This is a genomic window from Marinobacter vulgaris (assembly GCF_003344045.1).
GTDB lineage: Bacteria > Pseudomonadota > Gammaproteobacteria > Pseudomonadales > Oleiphilaceae > Marinobacter > Marinobacter vulgaris.
Genome location: NZ_QFWX01000003.1, coordinates 137,803 through 156,499 on the forward strand (window position 1 = coordinate 137,803; position 18,697 = coordinate 156,499).

At 57.5% G+C, this 18,697-nt stretch carries 14 protein-coding genes and 1 pseudogene; 7 read left to right on the forward strand and 8 right to left on the reverse strand.

The window, feature by feature from the left end:
• Positions 1-38: 38 nt before the first annotated feature.
• From DIT71_RS06855 to DIT71_RS06870, 4 genes are all read right to left on the reverse strand, one after another.
• Entirely contained in the window at positions 39-833 is a 795-nt protein-coding gene (locus tag DIT71_RS06855) for a substrate-binding periplasmic protein (protein ID WP_114612477.1), read from the reverse strand.
• A 185-nt stretch (positions 834-1,018) separates the two neighbouring features.
• Entirely contained in the window at positions 1,019-2,206 is a 1,188-nt protein-coding gene (locus DIT71_RS06860; RefSeq protein WP_114612478.1) for an iron-containing alcohol dehydrogenase, read from the reverse strand.
• The gene (locus DIT71_RS06865) at positions 2,206-2,751 is read right to left on the reverse strand and encodes a hypothetical protein (protein WP_114612479.1); all 546 of its coding nucleotides are present in this window, start codon (positions 2,749-2,751) and stop codon (positions 2,206-2,208) included. The genes DIT71_RS06860 and DIT71_RS06865 overlap by 1 nt, the downstream gene beginning before the upstream one ends.
• Positions 2,752-2,823: 72 nt before the next feature.
• Complete coding sequence (locus tag DIT71_RS06870; protein WP_114612480.1) at positions 2,824-4,104, reverse strand: M48 family metalloprotease; 1,281 nt, start codon at positions 4,102-4,104, stop codon at positions 2,824-2,826.
• Between the two features lie 129 nt (positions 4,105-4,233).
• On the opposite strand from DIT71_RS06870, the pseudogene DIT71_RS18110 reads away from it, so the two are divergent.
• The 5 genes and pseudogenes from DIT71_RS18110 to DIT71_RS06895 form a co-directional block, all read left to right on the forward strand.
• Positions 4,234-4,326 (forward strand): annotated as a pseudogene (locus tag DIT71_RS18110) (PaaI family thioesterase); the annotation flags it as partial.
• A gap of 240 nt (positions 4,327-4,566) precedes the next feature.
• Complete coding sequence (htpG, locus tag DIT71_RS06880) at positions 4,567-6,459, forward strand: molecular chaperone HtpG (RefSeq protein ID WP_114612481.1); 1,893 nt, start codon at positions 4,567-4,569, stop codon at positions 6,457-6,459.
• Positions 6,460-6,492: 33 nt separating this feature from the next.
• Positions 6,493-6,711 (forward strand): DUF2835 domain-containing protein, encoded by a 219-nt coding sequence (locus DIT71_RS06885; protein ID WP_114612482.1) that lies wholly within the window; start codon positions 6,493-6,495, stop codon positions 6,709-6,711.
• Positions 6,712-6,966: 255 nt separating this feature from the next.
• A complete protein-coding gene (gene katG / locus DIT71_RS06890) occupies positions 6,967-9,138 on the forward strand; it encodes a catalase/peroxidase HPI (protein ID WP_114612483.1) in 2,172 nt (723 codons plus the stop codon).
• Between the two features lie 132 nt (positions 9,139-9,270).
• Entirely contained in the window at positions 9,271-10,242 is a 972-nt protein-coding gene (locus DIT71_RS06895) for a tRNA dihydrouridine synthase (protein ID WP_114612484.1), read from the forward strand.
• Between the two features lie 15 nt (positions 10,243-10,257).
• On the opposite strand, the gene DIT71_RS06900 is transcribed toward DIT71_RS06895, so the two are convergent.
• The gene (locus tag DIT71_RS06900; RefSeq protein WP_114612485.1) at positions 10,258-11,274 is read right to left on the reverse strand and encodes a class I fructose-bisphosphate aldolase; all 1,017 of its coding nucleotides are present in this window, start codon (positions 11,272-11,274) and stop codon (positions 10,258-10,260) included.
• Positions 11,275-11,430: 156 nt separating this feature from the next.
• Between DIT71_RS06900 and DIT71_RS06905 the strand changes: the two genes are divergently transcribed.
• A complete protein-coding gene (locus DIT71_RS06905; protein WP_114612486.1) occupies positions 11,431-13,491 on the forward strand; it encodes a dehydrogenase in 2,061 nt (686 codons plus the stop codon).
• 50 nt (positions 13,492-13,541) lie between these two features.
• Entirely contained in the window at positions 13,542-14,606 is a 1,065-nt protein-coding gene (locus DIT71_RS06910; RefSeq protein ID WP_114612487.1) for an endonuclease/exonuclease/phosphatase family protein, read from the forward strand.
• Positions 14,607-14,630: 24 nt separating this feature from the next.
• Here DIT71_RS06910 and DIT71_RS06915 read toward each other — a convergent pair whose 3' ends face one another.
• The 3 genes from DIT71_RS06915 to DIT71_RS06925 form a co-directional block, all read right to left on the reverse strand.
• The gene (locus tag DIT71_RS06915) at positions 14,631-16,208 is read right to left on the reverse strand and encodes a glutamate synthase-related protein (protein WP_114612488.1); all 1,578 of its coding nucleotides are present in this window, start codon (positions 16,206-16,208) and stop codon (positions 14,631-14,633) included.
• Positions 16,209-16,298: 90 nt separating this feature from the next.
• On the reverse strand, positions 16,299-17,264 hold the full coding sequence (locus DIT71_RS06920; protein ID WP_114612489.1) for a zinc-binding metallopeptidase family protein: 966 nt from the start codon (positions 17,262-17,264) through the stop codon (positions 16,299-16,301).
• A 64-nt stretch (positions 17,265-17,328) separates the two neighbouring features.
• Positions 17,329-18,621: a cation:proton antiporter gene (locus DIT71_RS06925; protein WP_114612490.1), complete on the reverse strand. Its 1,293-nt coding sequence runs from the start codon at positions 18,619-18,621 to the stop codon at positions 17,329-17,331.
• Positions 18,622-18,697 lie beyond the last annotated feature (76 nt).

An 18,697-nucleotide genomic window follows, 5' to 3' on the forward strand; every position in this document is an offset into this window, starting at 1 on the left:
CCGGCGACCAGGGCGTCCACGAAATTGAGGGCAGGGAGTTAACGGTAGTTGGCAAGAATTTCGTCCAATTCGCCGTTTTCTCTCATGATCTCAAGTTCGCGGTTGAAGGCCTCTGCAAAGTCAGCCCAGTCCTTGCGAAACATCAGTCGGAAAGCATACTCACTCAGTGTTCTTGATGAGGAGCGGAACTCGTTCTGCATGCCTTCGTTCAGCAAAATCCATCTGCCGACCAGCCGGTCCGCAATCGCAGCGTCCATGTCCTCTCCATGGAGTACGTAGGTGAACATGTCCTTGTCACGGGAAACGTCAAAACGTTTGATCCTGCCAGACTGGAAATGGGGCTCCAGGGCGGGGTGACGGTAGCCCAGATGGGTCACCACTGTTTGCGAGAACAGGTCCTCGGGTGATTTAAATTCCAGTTCCGAATCTTTGGGTATAAACAGCACTTCCTCGATACTTACCACCGGCTTGGTGAAGGCAAACTCCTCTGGATTATCCATCCACTCTTTTGCCCGGGTCGTGCCGTCGATGTAGCCCTCGGAGAGCATCTGGTCAGCACGTTTGCGGGGAACCTCCTTGGGAACCACCTGGTAGCCCAGTCGACCTGCAATCACTTTAACCACATCCCACATGATGCCGGAGTGTGTTCCATTCTCACTGATCAGATATGGCGGATAGCCGTTGGGTGAGACATTGAAGCGGAAAATCCGCTCTGGCTCTTGCGAGCCGGTGCCTTCGGCGGCGAGCGCGCCTGGCCCGACCATGGCGGCGATTGCAAGGGTCAGGACGGACAGGACAAGTGGTAGTCGTCGGCTGGATGAGGCGTTGCGCATAGCTGTGAGGCTCTGGTTTCTGAAGAGAACTAACCCGGATCCATCCATGCCAGTGAAGGGAATTGTCACTTTTTTCCGTGTTCAATTCAATGATCTGAGTAGCATGTTTACCGCAAAAACCTCGGGATCACTGCACTCATTCCAGCCCCTCCCCCTGGTTTGATACCGGCGTCGGGGCTGTCAGATCAGGCCCAGGCGCGTTTAAGCACTGCCCGGGCATCTTCCAGCGTGACTTCTTTGGGGTTGAACATCATCGACCCGTCGTCCATGGCCATTTCGGCGATGGTGTCCAGTTGGTGCTCCTCTACGCTGCCGGTTTCTTTCAGGGTGCGAGGCAGCTTGCAACGCTTGAAAAGTTCATCCCGCAGCTTGCGAAGGGCCGAAATGCTGGCCTCTGCGCGGCGACTGGCAGGTGTGGTGGCATAGACTTCCGGGCCCTCCAGATAGAGCAGGAGTTCGCCCAACGGAGCCCGGATCGTCTCCAGGTTGTATTCCAGTACGTAAGGCAGGTACAGGCTCATACACATGCCATGGGGCAGGTGGCAGATGGCGCCGGTGGCATGACCGAGGGCATGAACCAGACCTACCATGGAATTGGAGAAGGCAATGCCGGCCATGGTCGAGGCTTGTGCCAGCTCCAGCCGGTTGTCGCTGTCTTTTGGATTATCCATGACCTTCAGCAGAGAGGTGCTGATTTTCTTGATGGCTGCTGTTGCATAGGCATCGCTAAGCGGATTTTTCGCCATGCAGGTGAACGCTTCCGTGGCATGGGTCATGGCGTCCATGGCGGTGGCTGCTGTGATATGCGGTGGTAAGGTCAGGGTCATCCTGGGGTCGATGACTGCGGCGTTGGGCAGCAGGAATGACGACGTGAACGGCAGTTTTACCGATTTGGCGGTGTCGGTGATCACCGCGACGGAGGTGACCTCGGATCCGGTACCGGCAGTGGTTGGTACCACGAGAAAAGGCTTCAGAGGGTGCTTGATGATTCCGGCGCCGCTGTATTCGGCAATGTTGTCACCACCCTCTGATACCAGGATGTTCACGGCTTTGGCAGTATCAATGGCGGAGCCACCGCCCACCGCAATAAGTGAGTCACACTTTTCGCGGCGGTAGATCCCGGCAATTTCTTTTACCACACCGGTAGAGGAGTCCGGCGGAACATCGTCGTAGATACTGATAATATCCAGGCCGCTCTCTTCGCAGGCCGCAATCACGGGGTCAAGCAGGCCGGCGGCGCGTACACCCTTGTCGGTCACAATCATCGGGCGTTTGGCGCCCAGGCCGGTCAGCTCATAGGGTATGTGTTCTAGCGCCGCTTTACCGGCAATTACCTTAACCGGGCAGAAAAACTCATAGTATTGATTGGTCATTATGTTCTCACCGTATCGACAAAATTGGAGGCTACCTTGAGGTAAATACGAGCCGCACTGAGGAGTTTCTCAGGCAGGTGCAGGTTTGCGGGGTATTCCTTTACAGCCCGTTTTGCCACCAGTCTGGGGAGGATGAAACTCTCAAGCCGGTTCAGAATCCGGGTCATGCGGATGGCGTAGCTGATGTCTCCGTCCACCAGCATGCGATCGTTGGCAAAGGCGACTGCCGTTTTTTCCTGAAAGGACAGCACCAGAAATGCGTGCGCGATATGCTTGAACTGGATGGACAGATCCACCGGCCTTGGCGCCGAGCCGCTGTGATAATGAAAGCGACCGTTGCCGATGTGTTCGACAATAAGGCGGGGCCCGTCCGGCATCACCATCATTTCGAAGAGGAAGCCCTCGGGCAGGGCCCGCGCTTCCTTCTGTACAGTGGCGTCAATTTCGCTGACAGCCTGAAGCGCGCGCCCCATGACCTGGAACATCAGCTCTACATAAAGCCGGCGGGCCTGGAAGGCCATCGGCTGGATACGTTTAGCGAGCATGGCAATCGTCCGATTGTTGAGTGATTACGTCGATTTTTAGAGTTATTGCTCTAAAAGTCAATGCAGACGACATCAGTTCTGTGTCAGCTGAGCCAGTTTCTTTTGTGCCTCCTGGGCAATCTGTCCCTCAGACTTTGCCGCGGTGCTGTAATACCGGACTGCGTCCTCCCGCCGATTCTGTTGGACGGCAATATCACCGAGGCGCAGAAAGGCAATTGAGGTCGGTACCGTTTCATTGGCCTTGTTCAGCCGTTGCTTCGCCTTGTCCAGTTTGTTCAGTTCCAGTGCGTTTAGACCGCTGTGAAGCTGATAGGTGAACATTTCCGGATACAGCGAGGTGGCCTTGTCAAAGTCGGCTTCGGCTTGTTCCAACTTATCCTGTGCTTTGTGGATACGACCGCGCAGCGAGTAGAAGGCCGCTTCGTCCGGTTCGATGCTGATCGCCTCGTTTACCTTGCCAAGTGCCTGATCAAGCTTGTCATTGCTGGCCAGTTTCATGGCTTCGTCGTGGGCGTCGTAGGCGGGTTGACGGCTGCGCAGAAAAGACAGCTTGTCCTCATACGCTTCCTCGCCACGGTAACCGCCGGCGCCGATCTCGTTGACCAGCTCCTGATTTTCACGCACGCGTTTCTGTGAGGGTGGGTGGGTTGCGAACATGCCCTGAATGAACCCCGTTTCCTGGCCTTCTGACAGCCGCACAAACAGTTCCTGCAACTCCACGGCTGCCTGGGGATCGTAGCCGGCTTCTTTCATGTAAAGAATACCGTAGTGGTCAGACTCAAGCTCATCGCCCTGGCTGTACTGGGCCAATGCCAGCTGGGCTCCCATGGCGGCACCACCCATGATCAGGCCGGCCCATTCGTTGTCCGACAGGGCAAAGCCAAGACCAGCGACACCGGCACTGATGAGCATGCCTTGCTGCATCCGCTGGACACTGTGGCGTGCCGCGGCATGAACAATTTCATGGCCCAGAATCGAGGCAAGCTGGGCCTCGTCGTCCAGCTCCGTCAGCAATCCGCGGTTAATGGCGATCTTGCCGCCGGGCAGTGCCCAGGCATTCGGCACACCGCTGTTCAACACCACGAACTCGTAGGGCAGGTCCGGTCGATCACTGACGCTTGCCAGCTTCTGGCCCACTTCACTGACGTAAAGATTCAGTTCAGGATCGAGGTAAAACTTCCCACCCTGGGTCTGTTGGGTGGGTATGTATTGCTCGCTGCCGATTGAGAGCTCCTGGCTTTCGGGAATCAGTGACAGCTGCTTCTCTCCGGTAACCGGGTTAACAGAGCACCCGGAGAGGAAGCCAAGCACGATAATAACGGTCAGGTATCGTAATCCAGCGTGAATAGTCACGGATAAAACTCCTTGATTGATGTCCCCTGGCAAGTTTGCCGGTTGGCTAAATCGCCTTCGATACGGTTTTGTTACGTTTATACCATATCCCCGCTGGAAGCTGTGTGACTGCCGCGAAAGACCCGTTCCCTGGAGGTTTTCGAGCTTTGCCCGACTCTGGGCTTACGGGTGGATTACATGCGCCCGGCCGAACCCCACAAGCCGGTGTATGCCCGCGCTGAAACTTCTGACCTTGAAAACCCCGAGCCCGCCCCCAATTCCTGCCCAGACCTAAAAATTTCGTGCAGGAGCGAGCGCAGAGGCCGTTCCGAAACACGCTGTGAATGCATCCCTGTACGCTCGGGCTCCGCCATCCATGGCTCCGCACGGTTTCGGAACGGCCTCTGCGCTCACCCTCCAGATTGTGAGTAACGCCGGGCACATTTGTAGTGCCCAGATGCAAATTCGGGAGAAAAGAACGCTATGACGGTTGAATCGCAAAAAGAAACACTGGGTTTTCAGACTGAGGTTAAGCAGCTGCTTAACCTGATGATCCATTCGCTGTATTCAAACAAGGAAATTTTTCTTCGGGAGCTGATCTCCAACGCGTCAGACGCGGAAGACAAGCTCCGTTTTGCTGCTCTGAAAGACGACAGCCTGTTTGAAAATGATCCGGAGCTGAAGATTCGCCTGGATTACGATGCAGAGAAGAACACCGTCACCCTGTCCGATAACGGCATTGGCATGACCCGTGATGACGTCGTCCAGAACCTGGGCACCATCGCCCGGTCCGGCACCGCGGAATTCCTGCAGCAGCTCTCCGGTGATGAGAAGAAAGACAGCAAGCTGATTGGTCAGTTTGGTGTCGGCTTCTATTCCTCGTTTATCGTTGCGGACGCAGTGGAAGTTTATACCCGACGCGCCGGTGCACCTGTCGAGGAAGGCGTGCACTGGGAGTCCAAAGGCGATGGTGAATTCACCATCGAGAATGTGGACCTCAATGAACGTGGTACCACCATCGTTCTGCATCTGAAAGACGACGCCAAGGAATTCGCCGACGGCTTCCGCCTGCGCAACCTGGTGAAAAAGTACTCCGACCATATCTCGTTCCCGGTGGTCATGAAGTCCGAATCCGAGGAAGAGGGCGAGAAAGGTGAGTATGAAACCGTCAACGATGCCACTGCCCTGTGGACGCTCTCCCGCAGCGAGATCAAGGACGAAGAGTACAAGGAATTCTACAAGCACATCTCCCATGACTTTGAAGACCCGCTGACCTGGTCCCACAACAAGGTGGAAGGCAAGCTGGATTACACCAGCCTGCTGTACATTCCGGGCCGGGCGCCGTTCGATCTTTACAACCGCGAAGCACCCCGCGGCCTGAAGTTGTACGTGCAGCGTGTGTTCATCATGGATGATGCCGAACAGTTCCTGCCGCTCTACCTGCGCTTTACCAAAGGCGTGATCGATTCCAATGACCTGTCGCTGAACGTTTCCCGTGAGATCCTGCAGAATGACAGCACCGTGGACAGCATCCGTACCGCCGTTACCAAGCGGGTTCTGGACATGCTCTCCAAACTGGCGAAGAAAGAGCCAGAGAAGTACCAGCAATTCTGGAACGAGTTTGGGACCGTACTGAAGGAAGGCCCGGCAGAAGATTTCAGCAACCGCGAGAAAATCGGCAGTCTGCTGCGGTTTGCGTCCACCCATACCGGTGAGGAGGCACAGACGGTCTCGCTTGATGAGTACATCGGCCGGATGAAGGAAGGCCAGAGCAAGATCTACTACATCACCGCTGATAACTTCATGGCGGCGAAGAGCAGCCCTCACCTTGAAGTATTCCGCAAGAAGGGCGTTGAGGTGCTGATCCTCTCCGACCGGATTGACGAGTGGATGATGGGTTATCTGAACGAATACGATGGCAAGCAGTTCCAGGACGTGGCCCGCGGCGAACTCGATCTCGGCGATGTAGAAACCGAGGAAGACAAGAAGCACCAGGAAGAGGCGACCAAGGAACACAAGGATCTGCTGGAACGCATCAAGGCGGCCCTGTCCGACCGGGTCCAGGATGTGCGTGTTACCAATCGTCTGACCGATTCACCGGCCTGTCTGGTGGTTGGCGACTTTGACATGGGCGCCCAGATGAAGAAAATCATGGAAGCTGCCGGCCAGAAAGTGCCCGACAGCAAGCCGATTTTTGAAATCAACGTGGACCATCCGCTGGTTCAGCGCCTGGAAAGTGAACAGGGTGAAGAGCGCTTCGGGGAACTGTCTGCGGTGTTGCTGGATCAGGCAACTCTGGCCAGCGGTGAACAACTGGAAGACCCCGGCGCCTACGTCAGTCGCCTGAATCGTCTGCTGCTGGAACTGGCGAACTGACGCCGGGATCCGGCCTACAGGTATCAGGATTCAATGCAGCAGATTATCGTAGACATCGCAATCAGCCCTGACGAGTGGATCAAGCTCTATCAGGGCGTTGCCACCGATGTCCGCACCAGGGCCCGGGACGGGCGCTCTGTCCGCTTCCCGGCCCGTATCCTTTCGCGTTTTTACCTCAGGGATGGCATTTGCGGCAGTTTCCGGATTCTTTTTGACGACGCCGGGAAGTTCACAGCCATTGAAAGGCTCTGACCGTTCACATTGCTTTAGTCATTGCCAAAAACTTTCGCCCCTCTTTTTTTAATTAATTGTATTAAACGAATGCGTCAAGTTACGTTAGTTGTTCCTGCCAGTCAGAAGAGCTTTTTGAGACTGTGGGAAAACCCGATAGGTATTCACTATCCCGGGCATAATTAATACTCAGAGCAGAGCCGTTTTTTTGTCCTATAGTTAGTGATGCTTACGCAAAGGCAGTGTCGATTTGCCATACCGAATCAGGAGAGAGAAATGACAGAGAACAATAGCTCAGGTGGAAAGTGCCCGGTCATGCATGGGTCCAATACGCAAGAGAAAGCCGATGTGGTCGCTTGGTGGCCGGAAAACCTGAATCTGGACATCCTGCATCAGCACGACAGCAAGACCAATCCCTTGGGTGAAGATTTCGACTATCGGGAAGAGGTTAAAAAGCTCGATTACGAAGCACTTGAAAAGGACATGCACGAGCTGATGACCAACAGCCAGGAATGGTGGCCTGCCGACTGGGGTCACTATGGCGGCTTGATGATCCGTCTGGCATGGCACGCTGCCGGTACTTATCGCCTGGCTGACGGCCGTGGTGGCGCCGGCACTGGTAACCAGCGGTTTGCACCGATCAACTCCTGGCCGGACAACGGCAACCTGGACAAAGCCCGTCGTCTGTTGTGGCCACTCAAGAAAAAATACGGCAACAAGATCAGCTGGGCCGATCTGTTTATCCTGGCCGGTAACGTAGCCTACGAATCCTTTGGGTTCAAAACCTTCGGCTTTTCTTACGGCCGTGAAGATATCTGGCACCCGGAGAAAGATATTTACTGGGGTGCAGAGAAAGAATGGCTGGCGCCATCCGATAGTCGGTATGAGGATGTAGAAAAGCCAGACACCATGGAAAACCCGCTGGCCGCAGTGCAGATGGGTCTGATTTACGTGAACCCGGAAGGTGTGAACGGGGTGCCGGATCCGCAGAAGACTGCCGAGCAGGTCCGCGTAACCTTCGCCCGCATGGCGATGGACGACGAGGAGACGGCGGCACTGACTGCAGGCGGTCACACCGTTGGTAAGACTCACGGCAACGGTGACGCGGAAGCGCTTGGGCCAGAGCCGGAAGGTGCTGATGTCCACGAGCAGGGTATGGGCTGGCGTAACCCGAACCTGCAGGGCAAGGCAACCAATGCGGTGACCTCAGGCCTTGAGGGTGCCTGGACTACCAATCCGACCCAGTTCGATATGGGTTATTTTGACCTGCTGTTCGGCTATGAGTGGGAGCTCAAGAAGAGCCCGGCCGGCGCGAACCAGTGGGAGCCGATTGATATCAGGGAAGAAGACAAGCCGGTCGACACCACCGATCCTTCCGTCCGTCGCAATCCGATGATGACCGATGCGGATATGGCCATGAAGGTGGATCCGAAGTATCGCGCCATCTGTGAGAAATTCATGGCAGATCCGGATTACTTCAAGGACTGCTTTGCCCGTGCCTGGTTCAAGCTGACGCACCGGGATATGGGTCCAAAAGCCCGTTACATCGGCCCCGACGTGCCAGCTGAAGACCTGATCTGGCAGGATCCCTGTCCGCAGGGCGAGACCAACTACATCGAGGAAGTGGTCAAGGAGAAGATCGCTGAAGCCAACCTGAGCCTCAACGAACTGGTTTCCACTGCCTGGGACAGTGCCCGTACTTTCCGCGGTTCCGACATGCGCGGTGGTGCCAATGGTGCTCGCATTCGCCTGGCTCCCCAGAAAGACTGGGAAGGCAACGAACCGGACCGTCTGGGCAAAGTGCTGAAGGTCTATGAGAAGATCTCGGCCGATACCGGCGCCAGCATTGCAGACGTCATTGTTCTGGGTGGTAACCTGGGTATCGAAATGGCAGCGAAGGCAGCCGGGCACGAGGTTCATGTACCCTTCCTCAAGGGCCGTGGCGATGCAACGGACGAAATGACCGATGCTGAATCTTTCGAGCCGCTGGAGCCGTTGGCCGATGGCTTCCGCAACTGGCAGAAGAAGGATTATGTGGTCAAGCCGGAAGAGATGCTTCTGGATCGCGCCCAGCTGATGGGCCTGACTGCGCCTGAAATGACTGTTCTGATGGGCGGCATGCGCGTTCTGGGCACCAACCATGGTGGGACGAAGCACGGCGTGTTCACTGATCGCGTTGGTCAGCTGACCAACGACTTCTTCGTGAACCTGACGGATATGGCCAACACCTGGGAGCCTACCGGCAAGAACTCCTACGATATCGTGGATCGCAAGAGCGGTAATACCAAGTTCACCGCGACCCGTGTTGATCTGGTGTTCGGCTCCAACTCCATCCTCCGGGCGTATGCCGAGGTGTATGCGCAGGACGATAACGAAGAGAAGTTTGTGAAAGACTTCGTGGCTGCCTGGACCAAGGTCATGAACGCCGATCGTTTCGACGTCAAATAAGACCTGCCAATGAATGAGCACCCCGGTAACGGGGTGCTCTTCTACCAACTTGCTGCCAAATTCCTTACAATCCCTCCCGCTGATTTCTGAACAACCTCAATCCGCACAGACCTCTTTTCTGCTGGAGCATTCATGCGAATCATCCTCGCCCCGATGGAAGGGCTGGTCGACGCGCCAATCCGTGAGACGCTGACAAAAGTCGGTGGCATTGACCGGTGCGTGACGGAATTCATTCGCGTAACCCATGGCATGCTACCGCCCAGGGTGTTCTACAAGTACGCCCCGGAACTTTACAACCAGTCACTGACTGAAGTGGGTACCCCGGTGGCGGTTCAGTTACTCGGCTCAGACCCGCAGCAGATGGCCCGTCATGGTGCAAAAGCGGCCGAACTGGGGGCAACCCGGGTGGATATCAATTTCGGCTGCCCAGCCAAGACCGTTAACAAGCACAAGGGTGGCTGCGTGCTGATGCGCGAACCGGAGCTCATGCACGGGATTGTGGCCGCCGTACGTCACGCTGTGCCTGTAAATGTGCCGGTTACCGCTAAAATGCGGCTGGGTTATGACGACCGCTCCATGGGTGTTGCCTGTGCCCAGGCACTGGAAGCTGCCGGCGCTGAAGAAATTGTTATCCACGCCCGTAGCAAGGTGGATGGCTACAAGCCGCCCGCCTATTGGGAGGAAATTGCCCGGGCCCGGGAAGCGGTCAACACCCACATCATTGCCAATGGTGACATCTGGAGTGTTGCAGACTACTGGCGATGCCGGAAAGTATCGGGCTGTGAGGATGTAATGATCGGCCGGGGCCTGATTGCACGGCCGGATCTGGCCCGCCAGATCAAGGCAAGTCAGCAGGGCGAGACCATCGCGGACATGACCTGGCCGGAAGCGGTGATTCTGGTTCGTGAATACGCCAGCGTTCTGCAGGGTTGGCTGGAGGACCGCTATGTAACCGGTCGCATCAAGCAGTGGCTCAACTTCCTGCGTCAGGGCTTTGCCGAAGCCGAAGCGCTCTGGCCCGAGGCCCGCAAGATCCGCCAGGTGGCGCCCATGATTGCCTGCCTGGAGCAGCCAGTTCCGCTTGCGGATTCCCGCGCCGCCTGAGGCTGGCCTTTCTGGTCAGCCTTCCATATCCGCTGAATAACGCCCCAGGGTTGCCAGGCTGTTAAGCTTTGCCCGTTTCAGCAGGGCGTTCTGGGCAGCACTGCGATTAGAGGAGATTCCGGCCCAGGCTTTTTGCGCGGGCTCCTGAAGCGCGCGACCGTAGGAAAAGCTGAGTACCCACGGCATTGATGTGTTGCTGTTCATGGCGTTGAGGTTCCGGGTTGCCTCCTCCGGTGTCTGGCCCCCGGAGAGAAAGTTGATGCCGGGAACTGCCGCGGGCACCACTCTGCGAAACACCCGCAGGGTATGCTCTGCCACTTCCTCAGCACTGGTCTTCTGGCCAGTGGCGTTACCGGGCGTGACCATGCTGGGCTTGAGAATCATGGTCTCCAGTTCAACGCGGTGACGCTGCAGGGCCCGGAATACTTCGCTGATCACCGCCTCATTAACGTCAGCGCTGCGCTCAATCGTGTGGCTGCCATCGATCAGAACTTCCGGCTCAACGATGGGCACGACGCCGCAGGACTGGCAGATTGCCGCGTAGCGGGCCAGCACCTCGGCATTGGCTTCAATCGCGGCGCGGCTGGGGTTGGTTTCGGTGATATGGTAAACGTTACGCCACTTGGCAAACCGCGCACCCAGCTCCTTGTACTTCTCAAGCCGCTGGCCCAGCCCGTCCAGACCCTCGGTAATTTCATCACCCGGCGCGTTCACCATCGGGCCTTTGCCCTTGTCCACTTTGATACCGGGAACTACACCCCGGCTTGCGGCGACCGAAGAAAGCAGCTTGCCGTCGTTTGACTTCTGGCCCAGGGTTTCCTCAAACAGAATAACGCCGCTTACGTAGCTGCCCAGCTCCTGGGTGTCGAGCAGCAGGCTGCGGTATTCGCGACGTTTTTCTTCGCTGGACTCGACACCAACTGCCTTGAATCGCTTCGCGATGGTCGGATGGCTCTCATCCGCCGCAAGAATGCCCTTTCCGGGCTGAACCAGTTCGCGGATGGTGTTGTTCAGTTCTTCCTGAATGGTCATCGTAAGCTCCTTATTCGACAGTGACGGGCTGAGCAGGCACTTGTGTCATCATGTCATTGTAGATGGCGGTCTGGAATTTGATCTGCGCTAAGGCAAAAATCGATGCCATGATTTAGGCTGTAGATGATAACAACAAGGAAGAGGGAATGTCTGAATATGAAAACCGTTGTCAGCATTAGCCAGGGATCCACCGAGTACGACTACGACCTCAAAACCGAGTTCCTGGGCCAGCCCTTCCGCATTATCCGTATTGGCACAGACGGCGACCTTGCCAGGGCAGAAGCGGCACTCGAATCAGTCCACGCCCAGGCGGATGCCATTGGCCTGAGCATGATCCCCGATCACTACGAAGTGGGTCGGGAGCAGCTAAAGCATCCGGACACGGCAAGGCTGGAGGCCTGTGTTCCGGACAAGCCGGTTACTACCGGTGCCGGCCTGCGGGGAATTCTTCAGGAATGGGCGGTTCGCCATACCCAAACGGAGCTGGGACATTTCTTTGACAATGCGCGGGTGCTGTTCATGAATGGCAAGGCGGGTTATCGCATTGCCAAGGCGCTTTCCGAGCACACGGATAATCTGTTTTTTGCCGACCCCTATACCGATTTTGGTGTACCCCGGCTGCTGACATCGTTGAAACAGCTGGAAACCTACACCTCACTCACGGCGCCGGTAATGTTCCGGCCTGCAGCGGTGAAAACCGTCGAGACCCTGCTGCGGACTCCCCTGTATCGCCTCGGCGAGGGCCTTGTAAAAGGCGCTCTGCATCACGCAGTTGCCGATGCTCACGTTATTGTCGGGGCCATCGGCGACCTGGAGCATTTCACTCACAAGGAGTTGGATGGCAAGACGCTGATCACCTCTCGCGTTACCGACTCCGCCCTCGACTGGATGCGTTCCCGGCGTGTTGCCATGGTGGTGGACTACAGTCCGTGGCTGGAAGGCCGGCCAGTCGGGGTCAATTTGATGGAAGCAATGATCAGCGCAGCCCTTTCCAGGACACCGGGGCAGTTGGCGCCGGACGATTATCTGGAGGTCATCCAGAGCCTTGGCATCGAGCCCCGCATCCTTTACCCGAATGGCTACCGTCGGATAAACCGGTTCGCTTTCGTGATCCATCCGCTTTCCCAGCAATATCTCACAAAAACGCCGCCCCTGGACTGGATTGCCAGTGTCTCACCGCCGATGGTGATGAACCTGGTGGAAAAGGCCGTGGCCTATACGCCGCCGTTTATCTACTCGAAGGTTTCCGGCATCCAGTCACCCACCGGCGAGGAGGTGGAGGGCTGGCTGATATCCGTAGGAGGTACGCCCCGGGAAATCATGGCCCACGATCCGGAGTTTACCTACGCCAGACTGTTGCAGGCCGCGGAGCTGGCGAAAAAGATGGGGGCACAGCTCATGGGGCTTGGCGCTTTCACCAAAGTAGTGGGTGATGCCGGCATCACAGTGGCAAAGCGGGCACCACTGCCGATTACCACCGGCAACAGCTATAGCGCCTCCGGCGCCCTCTGGGCGGCCCACGATGCCATGAAAAAAATTGGCCTCGTAACCATTGGCCCCAGCGGAAAAGCCGCCGGCAAGGCGATGGTGGTTGGCGCCACCGGTGCCATCGGTTCGGTTTGCGCGCGCCTGCTCGCCAAGGCGGTGGATGAAATCTACCTGGCCGCGCCAGAGCCCGCAAAACTCCTGGCGCTCAAGGAAAGCATCGAGCAGGAAACACCGGGAGCCATCGTGCATGTTGCCGGCTCTGCGGAGCGGGATCTCGGCGAGATGGATATGATTGTCACCGCCACCTCCGGCGCCGGTAAGCGCATCCTGGACATCATGAAAGTGAAACCCGGCTGTGTGATCACGGATGTTGCCCGGCCGCTGGACATTCCGGCAATAGACGTGGCCAAACGCCCGGATGTTCTGGTGATCGAATCCGGCGAGATCAAGCTTCCCGGCGAGGTCCATATGAAAGACATCGGCCTGCCCAAAGGAATCGCCTATGCCTGTCTTGCGGAGACCATCGTGCTTGCTCTGGAGGGGCGGTTCGAGAACTTCACCCTTGGCCGGAATATCGAGTGGGAAAAAGTACGAGAAATATACAAGCTGGGACTGAAACATGGCATGAAGCTGGCCGCCATTTCAGGAGTAAATGGTGTATTCAGCGAGGAGGATTTCCAGAGGGTCAGGGTTTTGGCAGAGCAGGAGAGATCCCGGGCACCTGCTTGATGTATTGTGTAGGTTGGCATTGAGGCAAAAAGGCCAGGGAGGCCTGTAAAATGACCTACATATTGTTGGCTCTGGCTCTGGTACTGCTTGCAGTTACTGTGCTCGGCAAGGTACGGCTTCACGACTGGTGGATACGTGCCTGTGAGTTTCCCCGGTTGCAGATAGTCGCGTTGGCGGTCATCACTTTCGTTGCGGCCCTGTTGATTGGGCAGGGCGAACAGCGGGTCTGGATCGTCGCAATCTGCATCGTCGTGCTGGTGCTGCAGTGCTATCGGATATTGCCGTGGACGCGCCTCTGGCCACTGCAGGTTCAGGCTGCGGAGCCCGGGAACGAAGACCATTGCGTCACCTTGATGGTTGCCAACGTGCTCACCAGCAACCGCAATAGCGAAGGGTTGATCCATCAGGTACGGGATCAGCAGCCGGATCTGCTACTGACCCTGGAATCCGATCAGTGGTGGGGTGATCAACTGGACGTTGCATTTGGCGACTGGCCTACCATTATTCGTGTACCCCTGGACAATCTTTACGGTATGCACCTGTATTCCCGCCTGCCGCTGGAGGAGGCGGAGGTAAAATATCTGATCCAGGACGATATTCCCTCAATACACGGCTGGCTGCGACTGCCCAGTGGCGATCGCATCCGCTTGCATGCTGTCCACCCACGCCCGCCCGCACCCAGTGAGAGCGAGGAATCCCTCTGGCGTGACGCGGAACTGCTACTGGTGGGACGAGAGGTCGAAAAAGGCGGATACCCCGCCATAGTGGCCGGTGACCTCAATGATGTTGCCTGGTCGAGAACCACCCGGTTGTTCTGTCACGTCAGCAGCATGCTGGACCCGCGTCGCGGGCGGGGTATGTTCAGTACCTTTCATGCAGAACGCTGGTATCTTCGCTGGCCGCTGGATCATGTTTTCATCACTGAGCATTTCACCCTAAAACGACTGTGCCGTCTCAGCGCATTCGGGTCGGACCACTTTCCCATACTGGTCACTCTGTGTTTCCGCCCTTCCCGTAAAGACGAACATGAGGCACCTGAAGCCGATGGTGACGAGGTTCAGGAAGCTAAGGAGAATATCCGCGAGGGCAAGGCGCGGGAGCAGGACGACAAATGAGTCGCCCTGTCAGCCCGCGGTCCCTCAGGCGGAAGGGTCCATCAGGCCCGCGTAGCGAACACCGCTCAGTAACGCCATTTCCCGGTGCCAGGTCGCCAGGTCCTCTTTGCTGAATTTGCTGAGGCTGTCGTGACCGCATGCTCTGGCCATTACCTGCATAAGGGATACCGACGCCTCGAGGAAATTCTTCAGCTGTCTGGACGATGTATCGATGTTAAGTCTTTGCCGCAAATCCTTTCGCTGGGTCGCGACCCCGGCAGGGCAGTTGTTGGTATTGCAGATTCGCGCGGCAACACACCCGATGGACTGAATGGCGCTGTTGGCAACCGCAACGCCGTCTGCTCCCAGAGCCATGGCCTTGACGAAATCAATCGGTACCCGCAAACCGCCAGTAACAATCAGCGTCACCCGGCCACTCGCCCCCTGGTTATCCAGGTAGCGCCGGGCGCGCGCCAGGGCGGGAATGGTGGGCACGCTGATGTGGTCCCGGAACATCTCCGGAGCAGCGCCAGTGCCTCCACCACGGCCGTCCAGGATGATGTAGTCGGCGCCGGCATCCAGGGCAAACTGAACATCCCGTTCAATGTGGTTGGCACTGAGCTTGAAACCGACCGGAATGCCGCCGGTGACCTCCCTTACCCGGCTGGCGAACTGGCGGAAGTCCTCCACCGACTGTAAATCCTCGAAGGTGGGCGGTGAGGTGAAAGGTTCTCCTTCCTTGATGCCCCTTACCTCGGAAATCCTGCCGGTATTCTTGTTGCCGGGCAGGTGGCCGCCCGTTCCCGTTTTCGCGCCCTGGCCGCCTTTGAAATGAAAGGCCTGGACCTGTTTCAGAAGTTTCTCGTCATAGCCGAATTTTGCGCTGGCCAACTCGTAGAAGTAACGGGAGTTCTCCTGCTGTTCTTCCGGCAGCATACCGCCCTCGCCGGAGCAGATACCGGTTCCTGCCATTTCCGCGCCACGCGCCAGTGCTATCTTTGCTTCTTCCGACAACGCCCCAAAACTCATGTCCGATACAAACAGGGGCATGCTCAGGGTCAGGGGTTTCTTCGCTTCCGGGCCGATGACCAGCTCCGTGGCAACATCGGCGTCTTCCATCAACGGCTTGCTGGCCAACTGGGCCACCATGAGCTGCAGGTCATCCCAGTGGGGCAGGGTATGGCGGGGAACCCCCATTGCAGTCGTCGGGCCATGGGGGCCCATATTATCCAGGCCTTCGCGGGCAAGCTGGTGGATGAATGCAACGGTTGGTTCGTCCTGTGTGGCTTTTGCCTCGGGAGCCTTCGCGGAATCTTCATCTCCCTTATCCGACTCGTCATCCCCATCGTCATCGTCAGGCCCTTCCTTGCCCACCTGACCCCTGTCGAACCGGGCATGGGTGCCATCGCAGAAGGGGGCGTCTCCGGTATACTTGCACTGGCAAAGCACGGCTTGTCCGTCCTTATCGGCTACGAAGCTTTTGGGAGTGAAATCGGTATCGGCGTGAGAACCATCGCAGAAGGGCTGATCATCTGAGCGGCCGCAGGTGCAGAACAGATACTCCTCGCCTTTTTTCAAGGTGACTTTTTTGGGTTTGTTGTCCGCAATAACGGGATTGCTCATAGATCCGGCTCCTTGATTAGTCAGAGGAGTTACGGCGGTGCCGGTGAGGTGGATTGGCCAACCGGGCGTCGCCACGATTGGCCAGGCAGGTCAAAGTCCCTGGGCACCCCGGCGCAGCCAGTCGTGTACGAAAGCAAGTTTGTGGCGCGCGAAACTCGATAATACAAACGGATACAGGTCCGACAGGCCCATGGATCGGTTGACGTGGTTCACGCCCACAGCGATCGAAGCGGCGATCTGAATCAGCCGTTGGGCGTCCGGCTCGGAATAGGGGTCCCAGTTGGGACCCGGCACATCCGCAGAAGTGAGGCCTCCGGCCACGAAGCTGTCGGTGAGGTCCGTCAGGTGAAGCAGGTGGGCAGCCGTCTCAGCCCAGTCTTCGTGAGGATGGGCCGAGGCATAACTGGTCAGATAGTACTGTTTCCAGTCCGCCGGAGGGCCATTTTCATAGTGGTGCTGCAGCGCCCCCGGGTAGCTGATGCGTTCATCGCCAAACATCGCCCGGAAGGCGTCAAGGAAGTCCTCGCGCAGGCTAAGGCGCCACCAGAGCATGTGGGCGATCTCATGGCGCATGTGGCCAATCATGGTGCGGTAGGGTTCTTCCAGGGCTTCGCGGCGCGTCATTCTCAGTACCGGGTCGGCCTCGGCCACACTGATGGTGACCACACCCTGGGCATGACCCATGGGCACCGGGGTGGGGCCTTCGGCAAGCATGTGGAAAACCGGGCGTGCGCCCGGGTCCTCGGGGCGGAACCAGTGCCAGCGCCCCAGGTTGTCCAGTGCCCAGCGTTTGGCGGCTTCGGTTTGCGCCCAGTTGGGCATGGCATTGGGAATGGAAGGGTCCGGTGCCAGCGCTGTCATGGCGCAGGAGCGGCAGAAGGCGCCCTGTTCGGGCGCAATCCAGTTACAGCCGATCACATCCCGATTGGCGCAGAAGGGTGGCATGGGCAGGAACGCCCGTGCCTGGGGATCGTAAGCGACGGGTGTTCCGTCAGCAGTGGTCAGATTATCAAACCAGAGTGAGCCGGAACCGACGGGGTTGGCGAAAACGCGCATAGGTGAAGTCTTCCAGCTGAATGAACTTCGAGTATAGGAACCATCGGCGCCCGGTGTCCAATTCCTAGTTTACCGATTTCCTTGACCGCCAGAAGCGGGCGATCGCGGGCTTTACGCTTACACCATGAACGAGAATCGACAAGGCCACCACTACCAGGGTCAGGTGAATCAGGTCCAGCGCGATAGCCTTCGGTAGTCCGTGCTGAATAGCGTACATAAGGTAGTACAGGGAACCGATACCGCGCACCCCGAACCAGCCTGCAAGGTTGCGCATTCGCATGGGAGCGTTGGTTCCGAGCAGGCCGATATGGACGCTGATGGGGCGTGCTATGAAGAACAGGAAAGCGGCAAATCCGACGGCGCGCCAGCTCCAGGAGTCCCAGAACAGTGACCCGCCAATTAACAGTACCAGGACGATTTCAGCCAGTCTTTCCAGATGTTCATTGAATACCAGCGAGCTCTGGTGAACATGGGCGATAGCCTGCGGCGCGTCACCCGATTGAGTTTCTCCAGACGTGGGGGCTTCGTAGCGCTGCTTCAGACCGGCCAGCTTCAGCTCCGTATGCCGTAACGCCACCGCTGCACTGAAAACCGCCAGAAATCCCCAGGCGCTTACCAGCAGGCTGATACCATAGGCAAAAGCGATCAGTCCCAGGCCCAGAAAACTTTCAAGGAACTCGGAGCTGATATAGGTGGTGCGCAGCTTCTGCACCAGCCAGCCAACGGCATAGCCGGCCAGTACACCAATGCCAATGCCCGCGCCGGTAGCCCAGACCACATCGACCACCAGCCAGCGCAGGCCGTCGTCACCAAGCTCGTGCAGGCCCAGCAGCCCCAACCCGAGCATGACAAAGGGAAAGGCGCTGCCATCATTGATTCCGGCTTCGCAGGTTAGTGCAAATCTCAGGCGGTCAGGATCATCGGCATGGCGAACCTGCACCTCCGTTGCGAGCACGGGGTCCGTGGGTGCCACCACCGCACCCAGCAGAACAGCGGCGCCGAGGGGCAGAGCGAGCCAGTAATACCCGAACAGTGCGACCAGCCCCACGGTCAGCGTCATCGAGACAACCGCGAGTTGAAGCGGGTTGCGCCAGCGTTTGAAAGTCACGGGTGCGGGCATCTTCACCCCGGCGCAATACAGCGAAATCAGCACCGCGATTTCGGTCAGTAATTCCAGCAGCGCCGACTCTTCCAGCGGATTGAAGTGAAACAGGCCAAAGCCCATGGGGCCAACCACGAAACCGATGAACAAATAAACCATGGCGGATGTGGCGGGCACGGTTTTAATGTAGGAGGCGGTGAAGCCCACTACCAGCAGTAGTGAGCCAAGTAATATAAACCAGGTGGCAGTGGTCATGGATAGCTCATCGCAGGGTATTGGTGTGCCGGTAGCCTTTCACGACTATTCGCAGCACACGGTGCACTCTTCGATG